The sequence below is a fragment of the Autumnicola lenta genome (assembly GCF_031846515.1).
Lineage (GTDB): Bacteria > Bacteroidota > Bacteroidia > Flavobacteriales > Flavobacteriaceae > Autumnicola > Autumnicola lenta.
Genome location: NZ_JAVRHO010000020.1, coordinates 26,460 through 52,614, shown reverse-complemented (window position 1 = coordinate 52,614; position 26,155 = coordinate 26,460). Strand labels below are relative to the sequence as shown.

The 26,155-nt window shown below is 37.7% G+C and carries 23 protein-coding genes, 1 other RNA gene and 1 pseudogene; 11 read left to right on the top strand and 14 right to left on the bottom strand.

What is annotated here, in order from left to right; translation table 11 throughout:
- Window positions 1-162: 162 nt before the first annotated feature.
- Window positions 163-1,608 carry an ATP-dependent DNA helicase gene (locus RM545_RS13605; RefSeq protein WP_311495831.1) on the bottom strand — a complete coding sequence of 482 codons (1,446 nt, stop codon included), beginning with the start codon at window positions 1,606-1,608 and terminating at the stop codon, window positions 163-165.
- A gap of 120 nt (window positions 1,609-1,728) precedes the next feature.
- Here RM545_RS13605 and RM545_RS13600 point away from each other — a divergent pair, with 120 nt between their 5' ends.
- The 5 genes from RM545_RS13600 (at window position 1,729) to RM545_RS13580 (ending at window position 4,981) form a co-directional block, all read left to right on the top strand.
- On the top strand, window positions 1,729-2,379 hold the full coding sequence (locus tag RM545_RS13600) for a hypothetical protein (protein ID WP_311495830.1): 651 nt from the start codon (window positions 1,729-1,731) through the stop codon (window positions 2,377-2,379).
- The gene (locus RM545_RS13595) at window positions 2,366-3,184 is read left to right on the top strand and encodes a DUF3822 family protein (protein WP_311495829.1); all 819 of its coding nucleotides are present in this window, start codon (window positions 2,366-2,368) and stop codon (window positions 3,182-3,184) included. The genes RM545_RS13600 and RM545_RS13595 overlap by 14 nt, the downstream gene beginning before the upstream one ends.
- Window positions 3,184-3,723, top strand: coding sequence for an RsmD family RNA methyltransferase (locus tag RM545_RS13590; RefSeq protein WP_311495828.1), 540 nt, complete (start codon window positions 3,184-3,186; stop codon window positions 3,721-3,723). The genes RM545_RS13595 and RM545_RS13590 overlap by 1 nt, the downstream gene beginning before the upstream one ends.
- Window positions 3,724-3,727: 4 nt before the next feature.
- Entirely contained in the window at window positions 3,728-4,108 is a 381-nt protein-coding gene (locus RM545_RS13585) for a hypothetical protein (protein WP_311495827.1), read from the top strand.
- 78 nt (window positions 4,109-4,186) lie between these two features.
- The gene (locus RM545_RS13580; RefSeq protein ID WP_311495826.1) at window positions 4,187-4,981 is read left to right on the top strand and encodes a glycoside hydrolase family 16 protein; all 795 of its coding nucleotides are present in this window, start codon (window positions 4,187-4,189) and stop codon (window positions 4,979-4,981) included.
- On the opposite strand, the gene rnpB is transcribed toward RM545_RS13580, so the two are convergent.
- An RNA gene (gene rnpB, locus RM545_RS13575) (RNase P RNA component class A) lies at window positions 4,979-5,316 on the bottom strand. The two genes, RM545_RS13580 and rnpB, sit on opposite strands and share 3 nt — an antisense overlap.
- 127 nt (window positions 5,317-5,443) lie before the next feature.
- Here rnpB and RM545_RS13570 point away from each other — a divergent pair.
- Window positions 5,444-7,276 carry a DNA polymerase III subunit gamma/tau gene (locus RM545_RS13570; RefSeq protein WP_311495825.1) on the top strand — a complete coding sequence of 611 codons (1,833 nt, stop codon included), beginning with the start codon at window positions 5,444-5,446 and terminating at the stop codon, window positions 7,274-7,276.
- Between the two features lie 2 nt (window positions 7,277-7,278).
- Complete coding sequence (locus RM545_RS13565; protein WP_311495824.1) at window positions 7,279-7,860, top strand: MiaE family protein; 582 nt, start codon at window positions 7,279-7,281, stop codon at window positions 7,858-7,860.
- Window positions 7,861-8,101: 241 nt separating this feature from the next.
- Here RM545_RS13565 and RM545_RS13560 read toward each other — a convergent pair whose 3' ends face one another.
- The 8 genes from RM545_RS13560 to pyrR form a co-directional block, all read right to left on the bottom strand.
- Entirely contained in the window at window positions 8,102-8,995 is an 894-nt protein-coding gene (locus RM545_RS13560) for a Ppx/GppA phosphatase family protein (RefSeq protein WP_311495823.1), read from the bottom strand.
- Complete coding sequence (gene ppk1 / locus RM545_RS13555) at window positions 8,992-11,094, bottom strand: polyphosphate kinase 1 (RefSeq protein WP_311495822.1); 2,103 nt, start codon at window positions 11,092-11,094, stop codon at window positions 8,992-8,994. Before ppk1 ends, RM545_RS13560 begins: the two co-directional genes overlap by 4 nt.
- Before the next feature lie 3 nt (window positions 11,095-11,097).
- A complete protein-coding gene (locus tag RM545_RS13550) occupies window positions 11,098-11,583 on the bottom strand; it encodes a SixA phosphatase family protein (protein ID WP_311495821.1) in 486 nt (161 codons plus the stop codon).
- A 2-nt stretch (window positions 11,584-11,585) separates the two neighbouring features.
- Window positions 11,586-12,230, bottom strand: coding sequence for a pyridoxamine 5'-phosphate oxidase (gene pdxH, locus RM545_RS13545; RefSeq protein ID WP_311495820.1), 645 nt, complete (start codon window positions 12,228-12,230; stop codon window positions 11,586-11,588).
- Between the two features lie 158 nt (window positions 12,231-12,388).
- Entirely contained in the window at window positions 12,389-13,297 is a 909-nt protein-coding gene (locus tag RM545_RS13540; protein WP_311495863.1) for a ribonuclease Z, read from the bottom strand.
- Between the two features lie 33 nt (window positions 13,298-13,330).
- A complete protein-coding gene (locus RM545_RS13535; RefSeq protein WP_311495819.1) occupies window positions 13,331-13,663 on the bottom strand; it encodes a ribonuclease Z in 333 nt (110 codons plus the stop codon).
- 40 nt (window positions 13,664-13,703) lie between these two features.
- Window positions 13,704-14,636 (bottom strand): aspartate carbamoyltransferase catalytic subunit, encoded by a 933-nt coding sequence (locus tag RM545_RS13530; RefSeq protein WP_311495818.1) that lies wholly within the window; start codon window positions 14,634-14,636, stop codon window positions 13,704-13,706.
- 6 nt (window positions 14,637-14,642) lie between these two features.
- Window positions 14,643-15,182 (bottom strand): bifunctional pyr operon transcriptional regulator/uracil phosphoribosyltransferase PyrR, encoded by a 540-nt coding sequence (gene pyrR, locus RM545_RS13525; RefSeq protein ID WP_311495817.1) that lies wholly within the window; start codon window positions 15,180-15,182, stop codon window positions 14,643-14,645.
- A 170-nt stretch (window positions 15,183-15,352) separates the two neighbouring features.
- Here pyrR and RM545_RS13520 point away from each other — a divergent pair, with 170 nt between their 5' ends.
- The 3 genes from RM545_RS13520 to RM545_RS13510 all read left to right on the top strand — a co-directional run bounded on the left by RM545_RS13520 (window position 15,353) and on the right by RM545_RS13510 (window position 19,660).
- Entirely contained in the window at window positions 15,353-18,475 is a 3,123-nt protein-coding gene (locus RM545_RS13520) for a PAS domain-containing protein (RefSeq protein WP_311495816.1), read from the top strand.
- Window positions 18,462-18,854, top strand: a complete 393-nt coding sequence (locus tag RM545_RS13515) for a response regulator (protein ID WP_311495815.1) — start codon at window positions 18,462-18,464, stop codon at window positions 18,852-18,854. Before RM545_RS13520 ends, RM545_RS13515 begins: the two co-directional genes overlap by 14 nt.
- Before the next feature lie 143 nt (window positions 18,855-18,997).
- Complete coding sequence (locus RM545_RS13510; protein ID WP_311495814.1) at window positions 18,998-19,660, top strand: DsbA family oxidoreductase; 663 nt, start codon at window positions 18,998-19,000, stop codon at window positions 19,658-19,660.
- Window positions 19,661-20,257: 597 nt separating this feature from the next.
- Here RM545_RS13510 and rpsA read toward each other — a convergent pair.
- The 3 genes and pseudogenes from rpsA to RM545_RS13495 all read right to left on the bottom strand — a co-directional run bounded on the left by rpsA (window position 20,258) and on the right by RM545_RS13495 (window position 24,171).
- Window positions 20,258-22,111, bottom strand: a complete 1,854-nt coding sequence (gene rpsA / locus RM545_RS13505; RefSeq protein ID WP_311495862.1) for a 30S ribosomal protein S1 — start codon at window positions 22,109-22,111, stop codon at window positions 20,258-20,260.
- 290 nt (window positions 22,112-22,401) lie between these two features.
- Entirely contained in the window at window positions 22,402-23,106 is a 705-nt protein-coding gene (gene cmk, locus RM545_RS13500; protein ID WP_311495813.1) for a (d)CMP kinase, read from the bottom strand.
- Window positions 23,107-23,296: 190 nt separating this feature from the next.
- A pseudogene (locus RM545_RS13495) lies at window positions 23,297-24,171 on the bottom strand (IS1595 family transposase).
- A 128-nt stretch (window positions 24,172-24,299) separates the two neighbouring features.
- On the opposite strand from RM545_RS13495, the gene RM545_RS13490 reads away from it, so the two are divergent.
- Window positions 24,300-25,295, top strand: coding sequence for an NADP-dependent oxidoreductase (locus tag RM545_RS13490; RefSeq protein ID WP_311495812.1), 996 nt, complete (start codon window positions 24,300-24,302; stop codon window positions 25,293-25,295).
- A gap of 82 nt (window positions 25,296-25,377) precedes the next feature.
- Here RM545_RS13490 and RM545_RS13485 read toward each other — a convergent pair whose 3' ends face one another.
- On the bottom strand, window positions 25,378-26,124 hold the full coding sequence (locus tag RM545_RS13485) for an SDR family oxidoreductase (protein ID WP_311495811.1): 747 nt from the start codon (window positions 26,122-26,124) through the stop codon (window positions 25,378-25,380).
- Window positions 26,125-26,155 lie beyond the last annotated feature (31 nt).

The following is a 26,155-nucleotide window of genomic DNA, read 5'->3' as shown; positions in this document are numbered from 1 at the left end:
ATTTCACATTTCACTCTTTTCGTCTTCTCCTAAAGCCATTCTCCGAAAATGGCAATTTTCGACCTTGAGAATAATATAGGTTTGTTTACGGTGTGCGGGCTCTTTTATAAGTCTCTGTTCTTTGAGCGAAACAGTCTTTTTTCTTTTTTCCTCTTTAACTCCTTAACTCGTTAAGTTTTCAACAAAAAAATCATCTTTAAAACCTATCAGATAAAGCTTATCGGTAGCCCGGGTAACTGCGGTATAAAGCCATCTCAGGTACTCCTTGCCTACTCCGTTTGGCAAATATGGCTGCTCAATAAATACTGTATTCCACTGCCCACCCTGTGATTTGTGACAGGTCATTGCATAAGAGAATTTAATCTGCAAAGCATTAAAATATTTGTTGTTTTTAACCTTCAGGAACTTCTTATATTTTGAAGTTTCTTCAGCGTAATCCTTCATTACTTCCTGGTAAAGATTATTAGATTCTTCATAGGAAAGGGAGGGCGTGTTGCTGGTTAAGGTATCCAGCAATACTACCGTTTCAAATGGCTGCATTTTTGGATAATCCACCATTTGCACCTGCACTTCAGCAAAACGGAAACCGTATAATTCTTTAATTCCGAAGATTTCCAGCACTTTAACAATGTCACCGTTTGCGATAAAACCCGCTTCAGAAGCAGGTTTTATCCAGAAATAATTGTTTTTCACCACCATTAAATAATCTCCGGCAGAAATCTCTTCCTCCTGAAATAAAATTCTATTCCTAATCTGCTGATTATATTGGTTTGCACGTTTGTTGGAACGCACGATAATACTGGTTTCTTCATTACCCAGATTGTCATAGGAATCCTGAATGGCTTCCATAATGTCGTAGCCGTCTGTAAGGCGAATCACATCCTTTTTAGAAGTCAGTTTAAATTTAAAGCTCTCATAGAATTCCTCCTGAAGGCATTCCCGTATCCTGGTGGCATTAAGCAATATATCGCTTTCTTCGCTTTGCCGTACAACCTCGTCCAGCTCTATGTGTTTTACTTCTTTATTATAGCTAAACCGAAGTTTTTCCTCCTGCAAGGCAGGACTCATATCCATTTTAACCGGCGGCAACTGCGCGGTGTCTCCAATTAAAATAAGCTGACAATTTTTTCCGGAATAAACAAATTGCATTAGGTCATCCAGTAGCGATCCGTTTTCAAAAAGTTTAGAATCGGCATTTTCATCAGAAATCATAGAGGCTTCATCCACAATAAACAAACTGTTTTTGTGCTTATTAGGCTGAAGTACGAAGCTTACTCCTCCTCCCCCCGACTTCTTCGGAAAGTAAATTTTCTTATGTATTGTAAAGGCTTCCTGCTTTGAATAATTGGAAATTACTTTTGCAGCCCTTCCTGTTGGAGCCAGTAAAACTCCGGATTTTTTTATCTTCCACAGGTTTTTGACAAGGGAACTTATAATGGTGGTTTTTCCTGTTCCCGCAAAACCCTTTAAAACAAAAAGAGAGTTATTCCCTCCCTCTGTTGCAAAGGTTGATAACTGTTGTAAAGCGATATCCTGTTTGGCTTTTGCAGGAAAACCCAGATCGTCTAAAAGTAATTTATAAAATGAGGCGGCAGAAGGTACTTCCATAGTAGTTGGGTAAATTATCAAATATACAATGGATTTTTAGGGAAGAAACTTTTACGAATAAAAAAAAATTGTAGATTTGTCCTATACAGTATAAATTTTACTTAAATAAATTATTAAAGCATGAGACTTGTAATTCAGTTACTCCTTTGGTTGGTGATAATTTTCCTGGCCTATCTTACATTTGATGCCGTTTACCGACCTATCCAGTTTAACAAAGTTAAAGAGAAGCGCTACGCTAAAGTAATTGAAAACTTAAAAGATCTAAGAGCTGGTGAACTTGCTCATAGAGAAGTGACCGGAAGATTTGAAGGAGATTTTGACAAACTGGTCCGTTTTATTGATACTGCTGAGTTTGCTATCACCCAACGTCGTGATACCACTTACCTTGATGAGGAATACAGAAGAACTTATGGCGTTGACCAGTACATAGAAGATATCGTTATTGATACTTTATCTTTCGTTTCTGTTAAAGATTCTTTATACAATGGAAATGAGGAACGTTACAGGAGTATGATTAATGTACCTATTGAAGGTACAGATGCAGAATTTGATCTTGAAGCAGGGACAATTACAAAAGGTGATAACAAGATACCTGTATTTGAAGCCAAGATTGCAAAGAGTAAAATTTTATATGACCAGGATAGAACCCTTGTTCTCCAGGAAAATGAAATCCAGTCTGTGGATGACGTGAACGGTCGTTACATAAGTGTAGGATCTATGCAGGAGGTCAATACCAACGGGAACTGGCCACAGTCGTATGGTGAAGAGTAAGCAAAAAAAGACTTTTTTAAAACTGTCCATTCAGGTTAGCCTGAATGGACTTTCTTTTTGTGTACTAAATACAGAAAGTAAAACTATAATTTTTTATAAGAAGCAAATCTTTACTGCCCAGCTCAATCCCGCCAAAGTTTTAGCAGAGATTAAGCTACTCTACCAAAAAGAATCCGGCTTACAACAGGAAGTGGACGAAGTGATTGTAATCTTCAGCAACAGTTTCTACTCCCTTGTTCCCGCTTCTCTCTTTAGTGAAGAAAATGTCTCGAACTATTTAAAATTTAACACCAAGATTCTTAGAACCGATTTTATTGCTTACGATGAACTTGAAATAAAAGATATTGTAAATGTTTACATTCCGTACACCAATATCATCAATTACTTTTTCGACAAGTATGGTGAGTTCGAATACCGGCATTCTATAACTGTTTTAATTGAAGAGCTCTTAAAATTACCCGAATATGACGAGCCAAAAATTTATCTTTATAACAGGAATAACGAATATGATCTGGTGATCGTTAAAAATGGAAAGCTTTTGCTTTGTAATACTTTCTCTTATAATACACGAGAAGACTTTCTCTATTATATCCTTTTTACTGCGGAACAATTAAATCTTGATCCTATGGAAATGGATCTTCTCTTTTTGGGTAATATAAATCGCGATTCTCCGTTCTATAAGATTGCTTATGATTATATAAAAAATATTAGTTTTCCTGATATCTTCTATTCATTTGAATATAGCGAAAAGACAGGCAAACCTACAGAGCAGTCTGACGAATACATACTTTTAAAATCTTTGTAATGAGAATAATTTCGGGAACAAATAAAGGCCGGAGAATTAATGCTCCAAAAAAACTTCCTGTAAGGCCAACACAGGATATGTCCAAGGAAGCGCTTTTCAATATCCTGAACAACCATTTTCAAATTAGTAATTTAAAAGTGCTTGATCTCTTTTCCGGTACCGGAAATATTGCTTATGAATTTGCTTCCCGTGGTACAGAAAATATTACGGCCGTGGACAGCAATTTTGAATGTGTGAAATTTATCAAGAAGACAGCTTTAGAACTTGATTTCGATATTACCGTTATAAAAAGTGATGTCTTTAAATATCTCGAAAAAGCTTCTGTAAAAGCTGATATAATCTTTGCCGATCCACCTTATGATTTTGAAGAAAAAACTTTCGAAAGAATTGTAGAAATAACTTTTGAAAAAGATCTTTTAAATCTGCAAGGGCAACTTATCATTGAACATTCTAAACACACAGATCTTTCTAAGACTATAAATTTTCAGGAAGCCCGAAAATACGGAAATTCAGTTTTTAGTTTTTTTTATGTAACTTAAGGTCATGGCCGAGGTTGCGCATAAAATAGAGTTAGACTTTACCACCCTGGAATTCTTCAGTAAATATGTTATTTCCAATTTAAAAGAGGATAAGAGCGTAGAAAAAGAAGAAGCAAATACCCTTAGCGAAATCTGTACAAAATTCTATGAGACCAAACGTTTTGTTTATATTTCTCATAGAATAAATAAATGCAATGTAGACCCTACTGTGTATATATCCAGTATGCCCAAAGACGGACAACTACGGGGAATAGCAGTAGTAGCAGAAAATACTGCAGCTCTAAAATCTGCAAAGTTTGAACGCTTGTTTGCTCCTTTCGAATTTGAAATTTTTACTGAACTGGATGATGCAGTCGAATGGGCTGAAGAGCTTCTGGAAAAATAATCCAACAATTGTGATTTTTCAATAACTTCAACTAAGTCTTTAATGACTTCAAAAAATTTTATAATATTTCTTTTGCTCATGACAAACTTTGAAGCCACTTCACAAGACCGCAGCTTTGAATTAACTTTTTCTGACGAATTTAATTACAGAGGACTCCCCAATCCTGAAAAATGGAGCTTTGAAGAAGGTTTTGTCAGAAACATGGAACCACAATATTATACCAAGGAGCGAAAGAAAAATGCCAGGGTTAAAGACGGAAACCTGATCATTAAAGGCCGGAAAGATAAGATCAAAAACGATTTCTATAAAGAAGGAAGCACCCACTGGCGAACAAAATCAAAAAAGACGTCTTATACTTCAGCCAGCATTAAGACGTTTGGCAAATTCAGTTTTCAATATGGAAGGGTTCGGGTTCGTGCAAAACTTCCGCAGGGACAGGGCGTATGGCCAGCGATATGGATGCTTGGAAGAGATGTGAACGAGGTAGAATGGCCTTTTTCCGGAGAAATAGATATTATGGAATTTGTGGGAAAAGATAATAACCATATTCATGGTACGGTTCATTATCCCGCAGATAATGAGGTACAGTATTCATCAGATGGTGCTAAATTGTTTGTTGCTGATCTTCATAGAGATTTTCACGTCTATGGCATTAATTGGACGAAAGATAAAATTGAATTTCTCATAGACGGTGAAATCTACCACACCTTTAAAATAGAAGAAGCAGGCAGTATGGCATATATTTTCAGAAAACCTTATTTTTTACTTATAAACCTGGCCCTTGGTGGAGGTTGGGCAGGAGAGCTGGATGAAGCTATTCTTCCTCAGCAGTTTTTAATAGATTACGTAAGGATTTATCAGGAAAAAGAATAAAAAAGCAGGTCTGTAAGCCGGATTCTGTTCTTCCGAAAAGATTCGGAAGCCCTTATCATTTATCTGAAACTTTTGTTGCCAAAAGCCTTTAGCTGCCTACCCTCCGGAAGCAGACGGGCCGTCTGCAGTACCGGTTTACATGGCATTGCACCGCATAGAGTTTACCTGGTTTCACTACAGCATTACCTGTACATTCTTTCTGTTGCACTTGTCCTAACCTCACGGCCGGTGGGCGTTACCCACTATGCTGCCCTATGGTGTCCGGACTTTCCTCTCAACCTCGCATTTCCGGATAAACCGAAATTATTAGATCAAGCGACAAGGCGACCTGCTTTGGCGCAAAGATACTTCAAATTAGTTGGATTAAATTGTTGATTTCTTATTTGCTTTTGTTCAAAAATAAAGAAATCTAGCATAGAACTTAACCTTGTGATTTTTATATTTGTTGTCCAATAGAATTTAATGGAGCATTTTGTAGTATCAGCCAGGAAATACCGGCCCCAAACATTTAAAGATGTTGTGGGTCAGCAGGCTATCACCAACACCCTTGCCAACGCTATACAGCACAACCATCTTGCACAGGCGTTGCTTTTTACCGGCCCTCGTGGTGTAGGCAAGACGACCTGTGCCCGTATCTTGGCAAAAATGATCAACCAAGATGAAAATCATGCTCCAGATGAGGATTTTGCATTTAATATTTTTGAATTAGATGCCGCCTCCAATAACTCTGTGGATGATATTCGTAATTTAATAGACCAGGTTAGAATTCCGCCGCAGGTGGGAAATTATAAAGTCTATATTATTGACGAGGTGCACATGCTTTCGGCTTCGGCTTTTAATGCTTTTCTGAAAACCCTGGAAGAACCTCCAAAACATGCAATTTTCATACTTGCCACAACCGAAAAGCACAAAATTATTCCCACTATCCTTTCAAGATGTCAGATTTTCGACTTCAAAAGAATAGGAGTAACCGACGCTAAAAATTATCTCGCTTATATTGCTGAACAGGAAGGTGTGGTTGCCGATGACGACGCACTCCAAATTATTGCTCAAAAGGCAGATGGAGCAATGCGCGATGCACTTTCTATCTATGACCGCGTAGTAAGTTTTAGCGGAAATGAACTCACCCGACAGGCCGTAACAGAGAACCTGAATGTTCTGGATTACGACACCTATATGAAGATTACAGATCTTGTCCTGGAAAATAACATTCCCGGGCTACTGGTCGCATATAACGAGATTTTATCCAGTGGGTTTGACGGCCACCACTTTATTGCAGGACTTGCTTCCCACTTCAGGGATTTGCTGGTATGCAAAGATCAAAAAACGATCTCTCTGCTGGAAGTTGGGGAACAGACCAAGACGAAATATTTTGAGCAATCACAAAAAACTTCGCATCAGTTTTTACTGGAGGGAATTAATCTGGCGAACGACTGTGACCTAAAGTATAAAAGTAGCCGCAATCAGCGTCTTCTGGTGGAATTATGTCTTATGCAACTCGCCTCTATCACTTTTGATGGAGAAAAAAAAAAGTCTGAGCGGCGTATAATTCCTGCAACTCATTTTGAAAATGCACCTTCCCCCCTTTCTTCGGAAGAAAAAAAGCTGGTCCAGAATAACGAATATGCATCAAATGATGCTGTAGCTCCCAAAGAATCTCAGCTGCCTTCCGAACAAAACAACACTGAAAACGGAGCTTGTGCGCCTGTTAAGGAGAATCCGGAATATTATTCCAATAACAGTCCCGCAGAAGAGCCAAAGCAGGACAGAGCTGTAATAGCGTCCCTTGCTGCTACAAATCCTAAGACAGAGCCAGTAAAAGGTACTTCCATAAAGAATGAAAAAGTGTCCGGTCTTTCCCTGAAGAGTATCCGGGCCAAAAAAGAAATTGCAGCTAAACAGCAGGCGAATACTCCTACCGAAAAAGAAATGACGGGTGATTTTTCTGAAACACAGCTGCAAATGGCCTGGAACGAATATGTACAAAGGCTTAAAAAAAGCGGAGAAAAAATTCTTGCCTCTATCCTTGAGACCGATCTGCCAAAACTTAAGGAAAAAGAAATTATTATAGAACTTCCTGCCGAAACCATGAAGATTGACCTGGAGAGAGCTCAAAACAAGCTGATGGGATTTTTGAAGAGCAAGCTTCACAATTCCCAGATATCACTCACCATCCTGGTGAACGAAAGCAGTGCCAAGAAATTTGCTTTTACTCCAATGGAAAAATATAATAAACTGAAGGAAAAAAATCCTTTAATTGACAAACTGAGATCAACTTTTGATTTAGATGTATAACTATGTTAGGATTAAAATTACCAACAGATCCAAGATGGGTCGATATTGCTGAAAAAAACATAGATGAAATTCTTATTGACCATGCTTATTGTGAACAAAAAGCAGCATCAACTGCAATTTCTCTAATTGTTACCTATCCCGAATATTCAGAACTTGTGACAGCTATGACTGCTCTGGCAAGGGAAGAAATGGGACACTTTAAAATGGTTCATGACAGGATTCTTAAGAGAGGCTATACAATGGGTCATGACAGAAAGGACGAATATGTGATCCAGTTACGAAGTTTTTTCCCCAAAGGTGGTAGCCGTGCAACCCAACTAGTACACAGGTTGCTGATTGCCGGATTAATTGAAGCCAGAAGTTGTGAACGTTTCCGGTTACTTTCAGAAAAACTGGAAGATAAAGAACTTGCCGAATTTTACCGTAGCTTAATGGTAAGTGAAGCTAATCACTATACAATGTTTCTTCAATTTGCGCGAAAGTACGGAGATCGTGAAGTTGTAGACCAAAAGTGGCAGGATTTGCTCGAATTTGAAGCTGAAGTAATGAAAGATCTTGGAAAAAAAGAAAGCATTCACGGGTAATCTTATAAAGCTTTTCGTTCCCCAGTATAAGGGAGCTTGATAATTGGCAATTTTCGATCTCCAGGTAATTTACAGGCACAAATTGGGTTTTTTCCGCTGATAATCGCTGCCAGAAATCCGAAAAAAATTCTAAATTATAGCTGATTTCAAGTAAATATCAAGGTTTTTATTGCCGACTGCTTCAGTATATCGAAAATTGGCAAATTCTTACCTGCTCTTAATTTTTCATTCCTTACAACAACTAACTCTGATTCTCATTATATAACGATTTAATGATTCCATCAGAAAGGCCAATTTTTGGAACATAGATCTGATTTGCTTTAGCCCATCTCATAGAATTTACATAAATCTTGGATGCAGGAATAATAACATCTGCCCTATCGCTTTTAAGATCCAGCTCTGTGATCCTTTCTTCGTAGGTGTAAGAGTTGATCAATTCATCATATTTCTTTAAATAAGCCAGACTTAAAGGTTTACCTTCTTTCTTTCCACTGGTCTTAAAAATATTGTTTATGTTACCGCCGGAACCAATAAGATCTATATCATTAAATCCTTTTGTAGTGTCCTTCACCCAGCTTTCCATTTCTTTCCAGGTACTGTTTTTTACCAGATCGTTTAGCAACCTCACTGTACCGACTTTAAAGGATTTTGAAGCCACGGTCTTGCCGTTACTATAGAGCGTATATTCGGTACTACCTCCACCAACATCTACATAAAGATAATTACAGTCATTTTGAATAAGCGCATGCAAATCTGTAGCTGCGATAATGGCTGCTTCATGATTTCCATCTATTATTTCGATATCCACACCAGATTTTTCCCTGATCATCTGGGTTACTTTTTCCCCATTTTCAGCTTCTCTCATTGCTGAAGTTGCACAAGCTTTGTATTTTTCTACGCCATGAGATTTCATTAATAGGTCAAAGGCACTCATTGTATCCACCATTCTGGAAATATTTCTTTCGGAAATATTTTTTTTCAGAAAAACATCAGCCCCCAGGCGAATTGGCACCCTTACAAGCGAGGTTTTTCTGAAGGTTGGGTCTTGTCCTTCTTTTTCGGTAATAGTAGATACAAGTAACCTTACGGCGTTGGAACCTATATCTATAGCTGCGTAGTTCTTTTGTGAAATCACTCTGTTATTGTTTCAATTTTTTTTAAATAGTAATCGTATAATGCAAACTGAGAGCGCAGAGGAGGTTTATCGTCTATTCTTCGACTATTTGTCTGCTCCGTATCAAAAATTCTTGCTTTCACATTGTCTTTCCAGCTTATCTCAAAGGTCTCCAGGATTTCTTTTTTAATATCTTCATCATAAATGGGACACGAGATCTCCACTCTTTGATCTAAATTCCTGGTCATCCAGTCTGCTGAAGAAATATATACTTTTGGATTTCCTGAGTTCTCAAAAATGTAAAGCCTGGGATGTTCTAAAAATTTATCTACAATGCTTATAGCTTCAATATTTTCGCTCATCCCTTTAACTCCCGGAATCAGGCAGCATATTCCACGTACAATAAGTTTAATCTTCACCCCTGCTGAGCTAGCCTGATAAAGCTTATCAATCATTTTATAATCTGAAAGGCTGTTCAGCTTTAATTTGATTTCAGCATCAATACCTTTTTTGGCTGCGTCTATCTCCCTCTGAATCAGTCCCATCAAAGCTGTTCTGGTATAATGAGGAGAAACTAAAAGATGTTTGTATTTGTTTACTTTATAATTTGTTTCAAAAAAGTCGAAAACCTTATTCACTTCTTTCAGGATTTCGGGATCTGCAGTGAAAAGTGTATAATCTGTATACACCCTGGACGTGGATTCATTGAAATTTCCGGTACTTAAAAATCCGTACCGGCGTGTTCTTCCTTCCTCTTCCCTTTCTATTACACAGGCTTTACAATGGACTTTAAGCCCGGGCACTCCAAAAATAAGGTTCACTCCTTCCTGCTGCATTTGTTCTGCATAACGGATATTCGCTACCTCGTCGAATCTCGCTCTCAATTCAATTTGTACAGTTACCTTTTTACCATTTTTCACCGCATTTATCAAAGAACTAGCGATATGGGAAATTTTTGCCAGCCTGTAGATCGTTATTTTAATGGTTTTTACCTTGGGATCCAAAGCTGCTTCCCTCAGAAATTTAACGGTATAAGCGAAGGTTTGATAAGGAGTGTAAAGCAGGAAATCTTTTGCAGCAATACCTGAAAGGAGGCTGGCCTGTAAAATAAGACCCGGAATAGGCAAAGGATCACGCACTTCGTAATACAACTCGCTGGCGCCAAGACTGGGAAAATTCATATAGTCTCTTCTATTATGATACCTTCCGCCGGGAATGATACTGTCTGTAGAATCAATTCCCATCTTATTCATTAAATAGGAAAGGGTATCCTCATCAATATTCATATCATAAACAAAACGCACAGGATCGCCTTTAATTCTGTCTTTTACACTACTGGATATTTTTTCTATAAAACTTTTACTTAGGTCGCTATCGATATCCAGCTCTGCATCTCTTGTTATTTTAATCATATGAGCTGTTATACTCTCATATTCAAAAATGTTGAAAATACGATGAAGATTATATCTTATAAGATCATCCAGTAACATGATGTACTGCTTCCCATCCTCCTCAGGCAGAACCACAAAACGCTCGATACTCCTGGGAATTTCAATAAGGACATATTTCCTTTCCTTAACAGATCGATCAATAAGCTGGGTGATTCCATGTTTGGGAACATCTTCTTTCATCACCATTTTCACAGCCAAATATGCTGCACTATCTTTAAGGCTGGGTATTTCCGGAAGGTCATTTAGAATAATGGTGACCAGTGCAGGGCTCACTTTAGCAAGAAAAAATTCCTTGATAAATTCCTCCTGTGATTCTGAGACTTCGGTCTCTTTAATGATATTTATGTTGTGATTCCTGAGCCTTGTCTGGATATCCTCGAGAATTTTTAAACTTTCTGATTGCTGACGGATTACTATTTGAGTAATTTTTTCCAGTAATTTACTGGCCTTAATTCCTCCCAAAGCACTTTTCCCTGCTTTACCTGCCAGATCTATACGTTTTACCGTGGCATATCGTACTTTAAAAAATTCATCCAGGTTATTTGAAAATATTCCTAAAAACCTCAATCGTTCTATTAAAGGGACAGTTTCATCTTCAGCTTCCTGAAGCACTCTGGAATTAAATTGTAACCAGCTAAGTTCCCGATTAATATATTTTTTGTTCAGCATAAATTATCTCAAATTCTTAGGAAGTAACGTAATAATTGTTCTTCCGGTTTTAATACGCTCCCACTTATAATTTTCAAAATCGATCACGCAGAGACCTGTGGTAGGGAAGTTATCCAGGTTTTTATCTCCCAGTGAATTTACAGCATTAGTAATAGCCGGGTTATGGCCAAAGATTATTAACTTATCTATAGTATCTGGGCAAGATTTAATTATTTCCAGCAGCTCTTTAGCATCAAAAGTATAGAGATCCTGCCGAATCGTAAACATCTTATCAGGTACTTTTAATTCCTCTTTAAACATTTTTGCAGTCTCCAGCGCTCGTGTGGCAGGGCTGCTCCATAACGTAGCCGTAGGCGAATAAAATTCTTTAAAAGTACCTGCAACCTTTCTTCCATCTCTGTAAGCCCTTTTCTTTAAAGGCCTCTCATGATCGGGAAGATCATGTTTCCAGGACGACTTACCATGTCTTACCAGAATCAATCTTTTCATAGTTAAGGTGCTAAACGTTCAACTTTCCATTTCTCTTCTAATTTAGAAAAGAGAATCCGGTCGTGCAGGCGATTTTGCCTGCCCTGCCAAAACTCATAACTCACAGGAGAAACATTATAACCTCCCCATTCTTCTGGTTTAGGTATTGTTTGTCCCTCATATTCCTTTGTTAGCTGCTCTATTTTCACCTCCAACTCTTCCCGTGAAGATATTGGCTCACTTTGGTTGGAAGCTAAAGCACCTAATTGGCTACCTCTGGGCCTGGAATGAAAATATTTTATAGATTCTTCTTTTGTATTTTTTGTTGCAACTCCTTTAATTATTACCTGTCGCTCCATATTAGGCCAGAAAAAAGAAAGACAGACATGAGGGTTTTTTTCTATATCCAGTCCTTTCTCAGACTTATAATTTGTGTAAAAGGTGAATCCGTTTTTGTCATATTTCTTCAGTAAAACAATCCGGTTTTTGGGAAATCCATTAAGCCCGATAGTAGCAACGTTCATGGCGTTTACTTCTCCCACGCTATCATCATTTTCTGCCTCCACGAACCATTCGCCGAACAAAACAAGGGGAGAAACGGGAATAGGTTTTTCTGAAAACTCATATTTCTCATATGATTTTCTATAATTCTGAAGATCTTTTTCCATTTCTAAATACTTTACTGCAATTTACGGGTTTTAGAGAGAAGTAGAAATGAGAATAAGGAACTTTATTTGAGTAAAAAATAACCTTTAAAGAACAAGCTTAAGAAATTATCATAAGAAAAAATTTACAAGTAAATGAGTAAAAGATTCTTCTCTATAATCTATTCAAAAATGAAAACTTTTCCGTCATCGCAAATTTCGCTATTAGGAAATATTTCAGAAGCTTCTTCTTGAAAATCTTCAATATTAGGATAGCGTGTAGAGTAATGGCCTAAGAGAAGTTGTGAGACACCGGCCTCCTTCGCAATTGCAGCAGCTTGCTTCGCTGTAGAATGTTTGGTAGGTGCGGCAAGTTCAAGCTTGTCATCTAAAAAAGTGGATTCGTGATATAACACTGTTGCCCCTTTTATCTGTGGTACAATTTCCGGATAAAATGCAGTGTCGCTACAGTAGGCATAGCTTTTTACCGGAGCCGGATCTGTGGTAACCTCTGTGTTTGGTATAAGCTCTCCATCTTCAGAAATCACATTCTTACCTTTCTTTAAGCTGTTATAAAGGCTGACATCTATATTATACTCCTGTGCCTTCTGAATGAGCAACTTCCTTTCACCCGGCTTCTCCCTGAATAAGAAGCCATTAGTATAGACTCTGTGATTCAGAGGGATTGTCTCTACTGTAACCTTCGCATCTTCATATATTATTTCTGAAGATTTACTCTCCAGTTCATGGAAGTAAAGCGAATAATTTGTCCAGGAATTCGAGAGTTTTAACTGCAGGGTGATAATTTCTTTAATACCCTTTGGACCATAAACATGAAGATCAATTTCCCGATTCAAAAGCCGAAAAGTAGAAATTAGTCCGACAAGCCCAAAACAGTGGTCCCCATGAAGATGGGAAATAAAAATATGTTGAATTTTGGAAAATTTAATTTTATTTCTTCTTAGCTGCACCTGGGTTCCCTCACCGCAATCAATTAAAAAAATATGGTTTCTAATTTCTAAAACCTGGGAAGTAGGATTAGTAAAAGTTCGTGGAGTAGCAGCATAGCAACCCAGAATGGTAAGTTTCATCATAATATTTCCATACATCTAATACAAGAGGTATTAAAACCCCAGATCCCTTTCAATTTCTTCCATTTGTACCACATCTTCAGCTTCCTGTAATGTAGGTACTACCATTAGTTCCTCCGGAACTTTATCCATGTGAAGCGCGTTATTTACGATTACAAAAGACTTCTTCTGCTTCTTGTGAATATTGGATAACTCTAAGAAGCCAAGTAATTCATCAAGTCGAAGATTTTCATACTTCTGAATATCTATAACAACATTATACGCTATAAATTCATCATGATGCTTTGTGAGATAAGATGCAAAAGATGTGATGGAGTCCTGGTCATTCTCAATAAGGAGATGATTTTCTTTTTCTATAGTCTTCATATTTTTTCTTTAAGCTTAAAGTTAAAAAAGACAAAGGACATTATTGCTTTATTTTTGAAGCAAGTAAATAAATTACAGCCATTCTCACTGCCACTCCATTTTGAACCTGGTCCAGAATAATGGCCTGGCTGGAATCTGCAACGTCACTTGTAATCTCCACTCCCCTGTTTATAGGGCCGGGATGCATCACCACAATCTCTTTGGACAGGCTTTCAAGTATTTTTCTGTTTAGTCCGTACTGCTGGATATATTCTCTGGTACTGGGAAAGTAACTTATGTCCATTCTTTCGTTCTGCACCCTTAGCATATTTGCCACATCGCACCATTCCAGTGCGGCTTTAAGATTTGTTTCTACCTTCACTCCCAGAGATTCGATATGCTTCGGAATAAGGGTTTTGGGACCACAAACTTTAACTTCAGCTCCAAGAAGCTTCAGGGCAAAAATATTTGAAAGCGCAACACGACTATGAAGGATATCACCAACTATCACCACCTTCTTTCCTTTTACAGTTCCCAGTTTTTCCCTGATAGAGTAAGAATCAAGCAAAGCCTGAGTAGGATGCTCATGTGCACCATCCCCTGCATTAATTATTCTTGCATTGACGTGCTTTGAAAGAAAGATTCCTGCTCCCGGATTAGGATGCCTCATTACCACCATATCCACTTTCATAGAAAGGATATTGTTAACTGTATCAATAAGCGTTTCTCCCTTTTTAACAGAAGACGATGCCGCAGAAAAATTTATTATATCCGCACTTAAACGTTTTTCGGCGAGTTCGAAAGATAAGCGGGTACGGGTACTGTTTTCAAAAAAAAGGTTGGCAATGGTAATATCACGAAGAGAAGGAACTTTTTTAATTGGCCTGTTGATCACTTCCTTAAAATGATCTGCAGTTTTAAAAATTAACTCTATATCTTCTTTATCGAGATATTTAATCCCAAGTAAGTGATCCACACTTAGTTCGCTCCTCATTTTCTTCTATTTTGAAATCAGATAAACAACATCTTCACCTTCATTTTCCTTCCAGTTTACTTTTACTTTTTCTTCATTTATTGCATCTACCTGTCTGCCATTATAATCTGGCTGTATCGGTAAATGCCTGCTAAATCTACGATCGATAAGGGTTAGTAGCTCTATTTCCCTTGGCCTCCCAAAAGACTGGATTGCAGTTAAAGCACTTCTTATACTTCTGCCGGTATAGAGAACATCATCTATAAAAACCACTCTTCTATCCTCTACCACAAAATCAATTTTCGTTTTATTGGCTTCCAGTGGTTTTTCTCCTCTTCTAAAATCATCCCGATAAAAGGTAATATCCAGCTGCCCGGACCTGACCTCCTTAATATTATATTCACTTTTTAGAATGTCTTCTATTCTGGATGCTAAAAAAACACCTCTTGGTTGTATTCCTACTAAAACAGTATTTTCAAAAGTGGTATGATTTTCTACTAACTGGCATGCCAATCGATGCAATATGATGTCTATTTCTTTGGAACTTAATAAGACTTTCTGACTCATATTTATTTTAAATGAAGTATTTGAAAAACAAAAGTAGTATTTTTTTTCTTCCGCGTCGGGATGGCTTAAAAAAGTTTGTAGGTTACGCGGAGCACTGGTGCATTTAATGTTAATAGAAAGTTAACTATCCGTATAAATCCTTACTTTTATAGCCTAAAACTAACAATTGCATGAGAGCCAGATTTCCAAAAGCTCTGGAGTTAACCGCTTCACATCAAAACAAAGAAAAACAACAGAAGAAATTAAAAGATGTTCTTTATCAAAACATCAGGGAAAATGAGTCTGTTTTTGATTTTATTCAGGAAAATTCCAGGGATGGCACCTGGATAATCGATCTTCAAAATCCTGTGATTTGTTGGATGAATCCAAAGTTTCGTGAGGTACTTGGAATTAATCAGGAGCACGACTCTCAAAATTATCGCTGGCAGGATTTTGTAAACTCGGAAGATCACTACAAGGTCGAAAATTGGCTAAATTTTACGTCCATTAAAGACTCTGAAATTGTAAAACTCCAGAGTACCGCAGGGTACCCTGTCTGGATGAAATGTCGCACCACCATTATACGTGCGCAAAATAAAAATCCCCTGCTCCTTATAGGTTTGGTAGATGTTACCAAATATAATAATAAAAATCAACCGCTCATACAGGAGCTTCAGCGTTATGAGCATATTATAGAAGGAACAAATATAGGTGTCTGGGAATGGAATATTCAAACGGGAGAAGCCAAGTTCAATGAGCGGTGGGCAAACGTTCTTGGTTATACTTTAGAAGAAATCGAACCCACATCGCCTAATACGTGGAAGAGGTTTGCTCACCCTGAAGATATGGTAAAATGTGACCTGCTTTTTCAAAAACATTTTGCCGGAGAAACCGATTTCTATGAAAGTGAAGCCCGAATGAAAAATAAAGCAGGAGAATGGATTTGGGTATTAGACAAAGGAAAAGTCGTAAGCTGGACTGCTGATGGAAAACCGGAATGGATGACAGGTTTTCATGAAGAAATTACGGAGAGAAAAAAAGAATTTGAAAGAAATAAACTCTTTATAGATCAGGCACCCAGTGCAATTGCCATGTTTGATAAGAACATGAATTATCTTGCAGCTTCCCAAAAGTGGCTGGAAGAAAATAATATTGAAGCTAAAGACCTTATAGGTAAGTGTCATTATGAAGTTTTTCCGCATATAAAGGAAGAATGGCGTGAGATTCATAGCCAGGCCCTGCAGGGTTCTGTAAGCAGAAGTGACGAAGACCGGTATTTAGATAAAAACGGAAAAGAGCAATGGTTAAGCTGGGAAGTAAGGCCCTGGTACAATAACAACAACCAGATTGGAGGTATTCTTATGCATACCAGCGATACTACCGCTTTAAAATCTGCTGAAAAGGAAAACCTGGAAAAACAGGTGCTAATGCAGACCATTTTGGACAATGTGGAAGTAGGTATTATTTCTTGTGACAAGGATGGAAGACTGACTTCTTTTAACAAAGCCACCAAGAAATGGCACGGAATTCCTCTCAAAAACGTTCCACTTTCGAAGTATCCAGAATATTACGGTCTCTTTACTGCAGACGGTAAAACGATGCTGACACAGGAAGAAACGCCTTTATTAAAAACATTGGCAACCGGAAAAATAGAAAATGAGGAAATACTCATTAAACAGCGCAATGGCAGTGCAAAGCTTGTAAGTGTAAATGGATCGCAGTTAAAAGATGCTAACGGGAATGTCAGGGGAGCCGTTGTGGCGATGCACGACATTACTTCCAGGAAGGAAACAGAAGATAAACTAAGAATAAGCGAACAAACCTTCCGTGGAAATTTCGAGAATGCCGCTATTGGAATGGCCATCGTAGGGCTTAAAGGAGAATGGATAGAAGTGAATGAAGCCCTGTGTGATATTGTTGGTTACACGCAGGATGAGCTTGTAGATTTAACATTTCAGGACATCACTCATCCAGAAGACTTAAATAAAGATTTGGAAAATTTACAGCACCTGTTTTCAGGGAAAGGTAATAGTTATCAAATGGAGAAGAGGTACATTCATAAAGAAGGATACCAGGTAAATATTATACTTGCAGTTTCAATTGTAAGAAATACTAAAAGCAAACCTCTTTATTTCGTTTCTCATATTACCGATATTACGAAGAGAAGAAATGCCGAAAAAAAATTACAGCAAGCTCTCGCACAACTAAAAGGAATTTTTGAAGCAAGTAGCCAAGTGGGTGTAATAAGTGCCGATATTAATGGTATAATTACAAATTTTAATCGTGGAGCCGAAAACTTATTAGGATACTCCAGAGAGGAAATGGAAGGAAAAAAATCGCCTGCCCTTGTTCATCTTCCGGAAGAAATAGAGGAGATAGGCAAAGAACTCAGCGCGCACTTTGGTCGGGAAATTAAAGGTTGGGAAGTTTTTACAGCCCTTGCCAAAAATGGGGATTATGACACCCGCGAATGGACCTATACAAGGAAAGATGGCACACAGTTTCCGGTCCAGCTCACTTTTACAGCCATACGCGATAATAATGAAATTATTGGTTACCTGGGAGTGGCTGCAGATATTAGTGAAATAAAAAAAGTAGAACAGGAGATCAAATCTTTACTGGACGTAACGAAAGACCAGAACCAGCGCCTTCGGAATTTTGCACATATTGTATCGCACAACTTGCGTTCCCACTCCGGGAACTTCGGGATGTTACTGGATCTTTACAAACAGGATCATCCGGAGGCAGCCGAGAATGAAATAGTACAGTTACTGGGTACGGCTTCAGATAATTTGAAGGAAACCGTCGCCCACCTTAATGAAGTTGTTCTAATGAATACTAAAGTAGCTGATAACTTACTTCCCATTAACCTGAAGAATGCTATTAACAGAGCAACGAAGAACGTTTCTGCGCTTTCCAAAGAAGTAAACCTCAAAATCACTAATAATGTTGACGCCAATTTTGAAATACTTGGAATACCTGCATATGTAGAGAGCATTTTGCTTAATTTTCTTACTAACGGAATCAAATACAGATCCCCGGACAGAAAAAGCTATATTAAACTTAATGCAAAGAAAAATCAACACTTTACAATTCTAAAAATTGAAGACAATGGGCTGGGAATAGATCTTAAGAAGTATGGAAACAAATTATTCGGAATGTATAAAACATTCCATCGTCATAAAGACGCTCGCGGAATCGGGCTTTTTATCACAAAAAACCAGATCGAAGCTATTGGCGGAAAAATTGAAGTAGAAAGTGAAGTTGGTAAAGGAACAACATTTAAGTTATATTTAAAATATGAAGAAAATTGATCTCGCCTGTATAATTGATGATGATCCTATTTTTGTATTTGGAGCAAAGAAAATTATGCAGTTTGCTGACTTTTGTAATAGTTTTATGGTTTACCATAACGGTGAAGAAGCCATTAATGGCCTAAAATCCATCATTCTTGCCAAAGAGAAATTACCGGATATTATTCTGCTCGATCTCAACATGCCCATTATGGATGGCTGGCAGTTCCTGGATGAGTTCACCCAAATTCCTGCTGAACATGAGATCACCATATATATCGTTACTTCCTCTATAGACCCAGAGGATATAAACAGGGCTAAATCCTACAACAGGGTTACAAATTATCTCGTAAAACCGATTTCTATTGAAGGCCTGCGAAAAATACTTGAGGATAGCTAATTTACTCGATAATCGAGATTTTAATGCTCTGAGGCTTGCCTCAAAATCGAAAATTATTTCTTCTTAATGCTTCGTGGGCTTGCCCCGAAGCAGTTTACCTGTGCTATTTTAGATAGGATAAAAATCGGGACAAAAATGCTATATTGAACAAAACAAAAGTTATGATTCAGGTAGATATATGGTCCGATGTTCGATGCCCTTTTTGTTACATCGGAAAGCATAGGTTTGAGAGCGCTTTGGAGAATTTTTCGCATAAAGAAGATGTAGAAATTGAATGGCATAGCTTTCAGCTTGATGCGAATATCGAGACGAATCCGGAGATTTCTACTCTGGAGTACCTTGCAAAGGCTAAAAATATTTCTGCGGAACAGGCAAAGGAAATGTTTGCCGGTGCACAAAAAATGGCTTCAGAAACCGGACTGGAAATGAACCTCGAAACTTCTGTAGTGGCAAATTCTTATAAATCACATCTCCTCATCCAGCTGGGAAAGTCCAAAAATTTAGCAAATGAGGTGGAAGAAGCACTTTTTAAAGCACATTTCACAGATGCAAAAAACATTGATGATAAAGAAGTGCTTGCTGAAATAGCCAAATTTCTTGGTATAGCCGAAACTGAAGCAAGAGAAGCCTTAAATTCTTCAAATTTTGCTGCTGCGGTAAAAGAAGATGAACTGCAGGCCCAAAGAATTGGAGTAAGAGGTGTTCCTTTCTTCGTTTTCAATAATAAATATGCAGTTTCAGGCGCGCAGGCTTCAGATACCTTTTTGGAAGTGCTGCAAAAGGTATGGCAGGAAACTTCAGCATAAATTTTTCTGAAGAACAATCTGTTTTTTGATCCTGCTCCAAAATGAGGTACGAAAATTGGCAATTTTCGGCATTGACCTAAGGAGCTTTTAATGAAATTTCAAAAGGGTTAAAAACAAGATTCTCATCTTAGCCTTCGACAAGCTCTGGCTGACACAAGCTTGAATTAAGCACGAAAATTGGCAATTATCGACATTGACTTTTATCTACGACCACTGTAATCTTTCTTATGGAGCGGGATAAGTGTAAATACCTGGAAAAACAGTCAGGCTGAGCCTGTCGAAGCCCATTCTTACTTTTACTCTCTAGCTTCTACAAGCGATGGCTCACAAAAACCAGAATAAAGTACGAAAATTGGTAAATTTCGACCCTGTTTAAAAAGCTTATCAAGTTGCATTTTTCCGAAAGCACAATAAAACGACATTCTTCAGCTTAGCCTTCGACAGGCTCTGGCTTACAAAATTCTGAGGCACGAAAATTGGCAAATTTTGAGCTGCACCCTTTTCGAGGACCTGGGAATTTTTTCGATTTAAATTATTAGATATAAAAAAAGCTCCCTGGTTTCCCAGAGAGCTTTTCATTGTTATAAAATATCAGGATTATTTTCCTTCCATTTTGTCTTTCAATGCCTGAAGATCTGCATTAACATCACCAATAGTGGTGTTTGAGCTGTTTTGCGCGGCAGCTTTCTTCGCAGCCTGCTTAACGATCTTCTGCTCTTCCTCTCTGTGAACAGCAGCGTGAGACGCCACTACTCTCTTGAATTCTTTATTGAATTCAATGATTTGGAATTCTGCAGATTCACCTTTCTTCAGTTTGTTACCGTCTTCTTTTTCAAGGTGTCTCTGTGGAACAAATGCAGTAATATCTTCGTTAAAGTCGATAGTAGCACCTTTGTCTACGATTTCAGAAATTTCAGCAGTATGAGTAGTTCCTACAGCGAATTCATCTTCGTATTTATCCCATGGATTGCTCTCAATTTGTTTGTGACCTAAACTTAGTTTACGTCCTTCAACATCAAGTTCCAATACAACCACTTCCAGAGTATCACCTACATTAGTGAATTCTGATGGATGTTTGATTTTCTTGGTCCATGAAAGATCAGAGATATAGATCAATCCGTCGATTCCTTCTTCAAGTTCTACGAACACACCAAAGTTGGTGAAGTTACGTACAATACCAGAATGTCTGGAACCTACAGGATATTTAGAAGTAATATCTGTCCATGGGTCTGGAGTCAATTGCTTGATACCAAGGGACATTTTACGGTCTTCCCTGTCTAAAGTAAGGATTTGAGCTTCAACCTCATCTCCAACATTTACGAAATCCTGAGCAGATCGTAAGTGAGTACTCCAGGACATTTCAGAAACGTGGATAAGTCCTTCAACACCTTCAGCAACTTCGATAAATGCACCGTAATCTGCGATTACAACTACTTTACCTTTTACTTTATCTCCAACTTTAAGCTCATTGTCAAGTGCTTCCCAAGGATGCTGACTCAACTGCTTAAGACCTAACTGGATTCTTGTTTTAGCTTCATCGAAGTCAAGAATTACCACGTTAAGTTTCTGGTCTAGCTCAACAATCTCGTTTGGATGGTTGATTCTTGACCAGCTAAGATCGGTGATATGTACAAGTCCGTCAACACCTCCAAGGTCAACAAATACTCCGTAAGAAGTGATGTTTTTAACAGTACCTTCAAGTACCTGACCTTTTTCAAGCTGACCGATGATTTCTTTCTTCTGCTCTTCAATATCGGCTTCGATAAGCGCTTTATGAGAAACAACAACGTTTTTGAATTCGTGGTTGATTTTCACAACCTTAAATTCCATTGTTTTACCTACATAAGCATCGTAGTCACGAATTGGCTTAACGTCTATTTGAGAACCTGGCAAGAACGCCTCGATTCCAAATACGTCTACAATCATACCACCTTTGGTACGACATTTTACAAATCCGTTTACAATAAGACCTTCGTCATGTGCTTTGTTTACTCGTTCCCAAGCCTTGATAACACGGGCTTTACGGTGAGAAAGGATCAATTGTCCTGTTGCGTCTTCACGAACATCAATTAAAACCTCAACAGCGTCTCCTTCTTTAAGATCCGGGTTGTAACGGAATTCATTTAAAGAAATAACTCCTTCACTTTTCGCGTTGATATCGATAATCGCATCACGATCTGTAATGTTAATCACAGTTCCCGTAACAACCTCATCATTAAGTGTATCTACGAAATTCTCTTCTACCAATTTTTCGAATTCTTCCAGCTTCTGGTCATCAATTGGGTCTATGCCCTCTTCATAATTGTGCCAGTTGAATTCTTTAAGGAATTGTTCAGGATTTTGTTGTTGAGCAACAGGTTCCGGTTGTGAATCTGTAGCCATTCCAGCCACTTCCTGAACTTCAGGTGCGTTAGATTCCTGAGATTCTTGTTTGTTTGTTTCTTCAGCCATTGCTGATAATAATATTTGTATCCTGTGTTTCTTCGGAAGAAATTCTGCAATTAAAAACACAGAAGTGATTTTAGTATTTGATTTTCAGCCCTTTTTGCTCTCCCGGATAATTGCCAAAAAGGAGCGCAAAAATACAACTTAATTTCTGAATTTCAAACCTATAAACTTATCTTTTGAAGATCATTTTAAAAATTTCTGAAAGAAATAGATAAACTGAAACAACTAAAAAGCCAATTCACAACCTATTCTGAAGATAAAGATTAAAAACAACTGATTTTCAATAAGATTAACTACTTTTTTTGTGCAGCAGCGATAGCCTCTTTGGCTAATTCCATAATTTTTTGTGACTGTTCCTCCAGAGTTAAATCAGAATTATCAATTTCTATAGCGTCTTTGGCCATAATCAGAGGAGAATCTTCACGGGTAGAATCCATATAATCTCTTTCTTTTACGTTTTTAAGCACATCTTCATACGCTACATTTTCACCACGCTCACATAATTCTTTATATCTTCTTTCTGCACGGGTTTGCGTAGAGGCGGTCATAAACAATTTTAAATCGGCATCGGGAAAAACAACAGTTCCAATATCCCTGCCATCCATCACCACACCTTTATCTTTTCCCATTTCCTGCTGTTGTTGTACCAGCATCTCCCTCACTTTAGAAACCGTCGCCACCTTACTTACATTGTTGGAAACTTCCATTAAACGGATTTCTTTTTCCACATTTTCTTTATTCAGATAGATTTCTCCATAACCCAATTTTTCATCGAAAACGAACCTTAGGTTAATAAACGGCAAGTGACGAAGAATTGCTTCTTCATCAAAGTTGGTCTCTGTCACGAAAAGATGGCGCATTACATATAAAGTAACCGCACGATACATCGCTCCGGTATCAACATAAATATAGCCCAGTTCCTTTGCAAGCTGCTTTGCTATAGTACTTTTCCCTGTAGAAGAAAATCCGTCTATAGCTATAGTTATCTTTTTATTCATAAATTCAACATACTTAAAAGTCTCGGCAAACTTACTTATTTGAAAAACAAAATTAGAAAGAGTTTTTACGTAAATTTTTTTCTAAGATATACCTATTTACTCATTTTCTTAGATAATCCTCTAAAGATGTAAGCTTTAAGAAATTATAATAAATATAAACCGTAAGTATAAAGGTTTTTGAAGTCAGTTGTTAGTTACATATAATTTGTTTGTGATACACTTTGTCCTTATTGACCATTTTGGTTAATAGATTATCAAAGATTGTGGCCTTACTCTTTGAGCGGTTGATCCTAAAACAAAATTTATTAAAATATCTGTTGATATTGAAATCGCTGACCCAAAAAAATATGTTGTTCTTATCCAGGATTTGATTTGATGGATCTTTGTGTGCAAGGTCTTGAAATTCAAACCAGAAAATCACACGCTTTTGCAATCGGCCTATAACCGAGACATTTATCTGTTGTTATTTTAGCGTCACGGCTGATATGATCAACAAAGATATATTGTAGGGATCTGGCCGAAAAATCACCAATACGCATTGCCTACATTCTCTTGATCTTGCCATCATTCGTTAGCTCAACAGCCGTTATCGCTTTCTTTTTCCTGGCTTTATAACTTCTGCCGATTTTTTCCTTTTCATGCCCACCCAGAACAAATTCATCAACGTGGACAGTTCCATCCATAGTATCGTTACCACTGCTTTCCATGGCTTCCCGAACTTTGTGCATAAACAGCCACGCTGTCTTTTCTGTCACCCCGAAACGTACAGAAACATAACTCGCCGAAAGATTTTAGGTGCTGGTAGCCATCCCGAAGACGATAAAAAAAGCCTTGCGCACGCCAAACTTGACTTTATGGAAAGGGTTTTGGAAGTAGCGGATTACTGGTGCGAACAAATATTGCAGGTCCTTGAGAAATCCTTTTTTACCTGGGATTTTTATGACCACATTTACGGCACATAAAACCATCATTCCATTTAATCCCCGCCAGGTATTCTTTACAAGCTCCATCTGTTTTTAACCAATCAGAGAACTCTAGGAGATTTTGACCCTTGAAAATATTCATAATTTCCCTAATTTTCTTGACTTTTAAGGTATGAAATTGAATACTGACCTCTGAAGATTTAATTATGAGGACACCTTTGGTAATATTCTCTAATGAACGTAGTTTAGGAGAAAGTAAAAAAGATTATTATGAATAAATATATTGTATTGAAAAAAAGACCGGAAGGAAAACCTTCCCTTAATGATTTTGAAACAAAAGAAACAAAAAAGCCGCAACCCGGCGAGGGAGAGGTTCTTCTCAAGGCGTTGTACGTTTCTGTAGACCCATATCTAAGAGGAAGAATGCGGGATGAAAAGTCTTATATCCCACCATTTAAATTGAACGAACCAATGGAATCTATGGTCGTTGCTGAAGTTGAGGATTCCAAAAAAGAAAACTTCAGCAAAGGAGACTTTGTAAGCGGCATGTTGGATTGGCAGGAATACCAGGTTTCAGATGGCAAAGGGCTTAACAAAATAAGCAAAGATAATGCTCCCTTATCGGCTTATTTAGGCATACTCGGTCTCACAGGTATTACAGCTTATCTGGGACTGGAGAAAATAGGTAAATTGAAAGAAGGAGAAACTCTTTTGGTTTCAGGAGCGGCCGGTGCTGTTGGTAGCATTGTGGGCCAAATAGGCAAAATAAAAGGTTGTAAAGTAGTGGGAATTGCCGGCAGCGACGAGAAAATCAAAAAAATAACCGAGGAATTTCAGTTTGATGAAGGTATAAATTATAAAACTACAGATAATATAAAGCAGGAAATTAAAAAGGCATGTCCAAACGGAATTGATGTTTACTTCGATAACGTTGGCGGTGAAATACTGGATGCGGCAGTGTTGAATATGAATAAGTTTGGCCGTGTAATAAATTGTGGTGCTATTTCTATTTACAATGCTGAAGAGCAACCTACAGGACTCCGGCTTGAACCTTTTTTAATTAAAAGTAGTATTTTAATGCAGGGCTTTACAGTTAGAGATTATGCCGAAGATTTTCAGCCTGCAATAAAACAACTTTCGGAATGGTTAAAAGAAGATAAACTACAATATGAAGAGACTATAGTTGAAGGATTTGAAGAAATTCCGCAAGCTTTTCTGGATCTCTTTGAAGGAAAAAATAAGGGGAAAATGGTTGTAAAAGTTTAGGTGCTTTGAGCAAATTATTTAAAATAAAAAAGAGGTTGTTCGGAAATTCCAAACAACCTCTTTCTAATTCTAGCCTGTACTTTTATTGTGCCTGGTCTGTTGGCATAATATAGACATCATTAATGTTCGTTCTTTTTGGCTGGGTTAAAGAATAGTAAATCGCATCTGCAATATCCTGTGCCTGCAAGGGCGTTAATTCTTTAAACATTGGCTCCATATCTTTCTTGATTTCATCATCGGTAATTGTATCTGTTAATTCTGTGGATACAAAACCCGGATCAATAGAAGTTACATTAATTCCGAAATGTGGAGCTAATTCTGCTCTAAGGCCTTCAGTAAACATTTTTACCGCTGCTTTTGTAGCACAGTAAACTGCACCACCAGGATAATATTTTCTTCCGGCGCTGGAAGAAATGTTTATTATATGTCCGCTTTTTTGCTCCATCAAAGTGGGCAGAACTGCGGCTACACCGTTCGTTACTCCTTTAATGTTTACATCTATCATTTTATCCCACTCCTCTGTATGGAGGTTCTTTATATATGAAAGTGGCATTAATCCTGCATTATTTATAATTCCGAAAATGCTTCCGAATTCTTCTAAAGTTGCTGATACAATTTTCTTAAAATCTTCTTTACTGGTGACGTCTCCCGAAATTACCAAAGCCTTTCCCCCATTCTTTTCGATTTCATCTTTCAAAGATTTTAATCTCTCTTCACGGCGCGCGCTTAATACAACATTTGCTCCTTCCTGAGCTAATTTTTTGGCTGTCGCTTCTCCAATTCCGCTAGATGCTCCGGTTATAATAAGTGTTTTTCCTTCTAAATTCATCTTGTTTATTTTTTATTCAGATAAAAGTTAA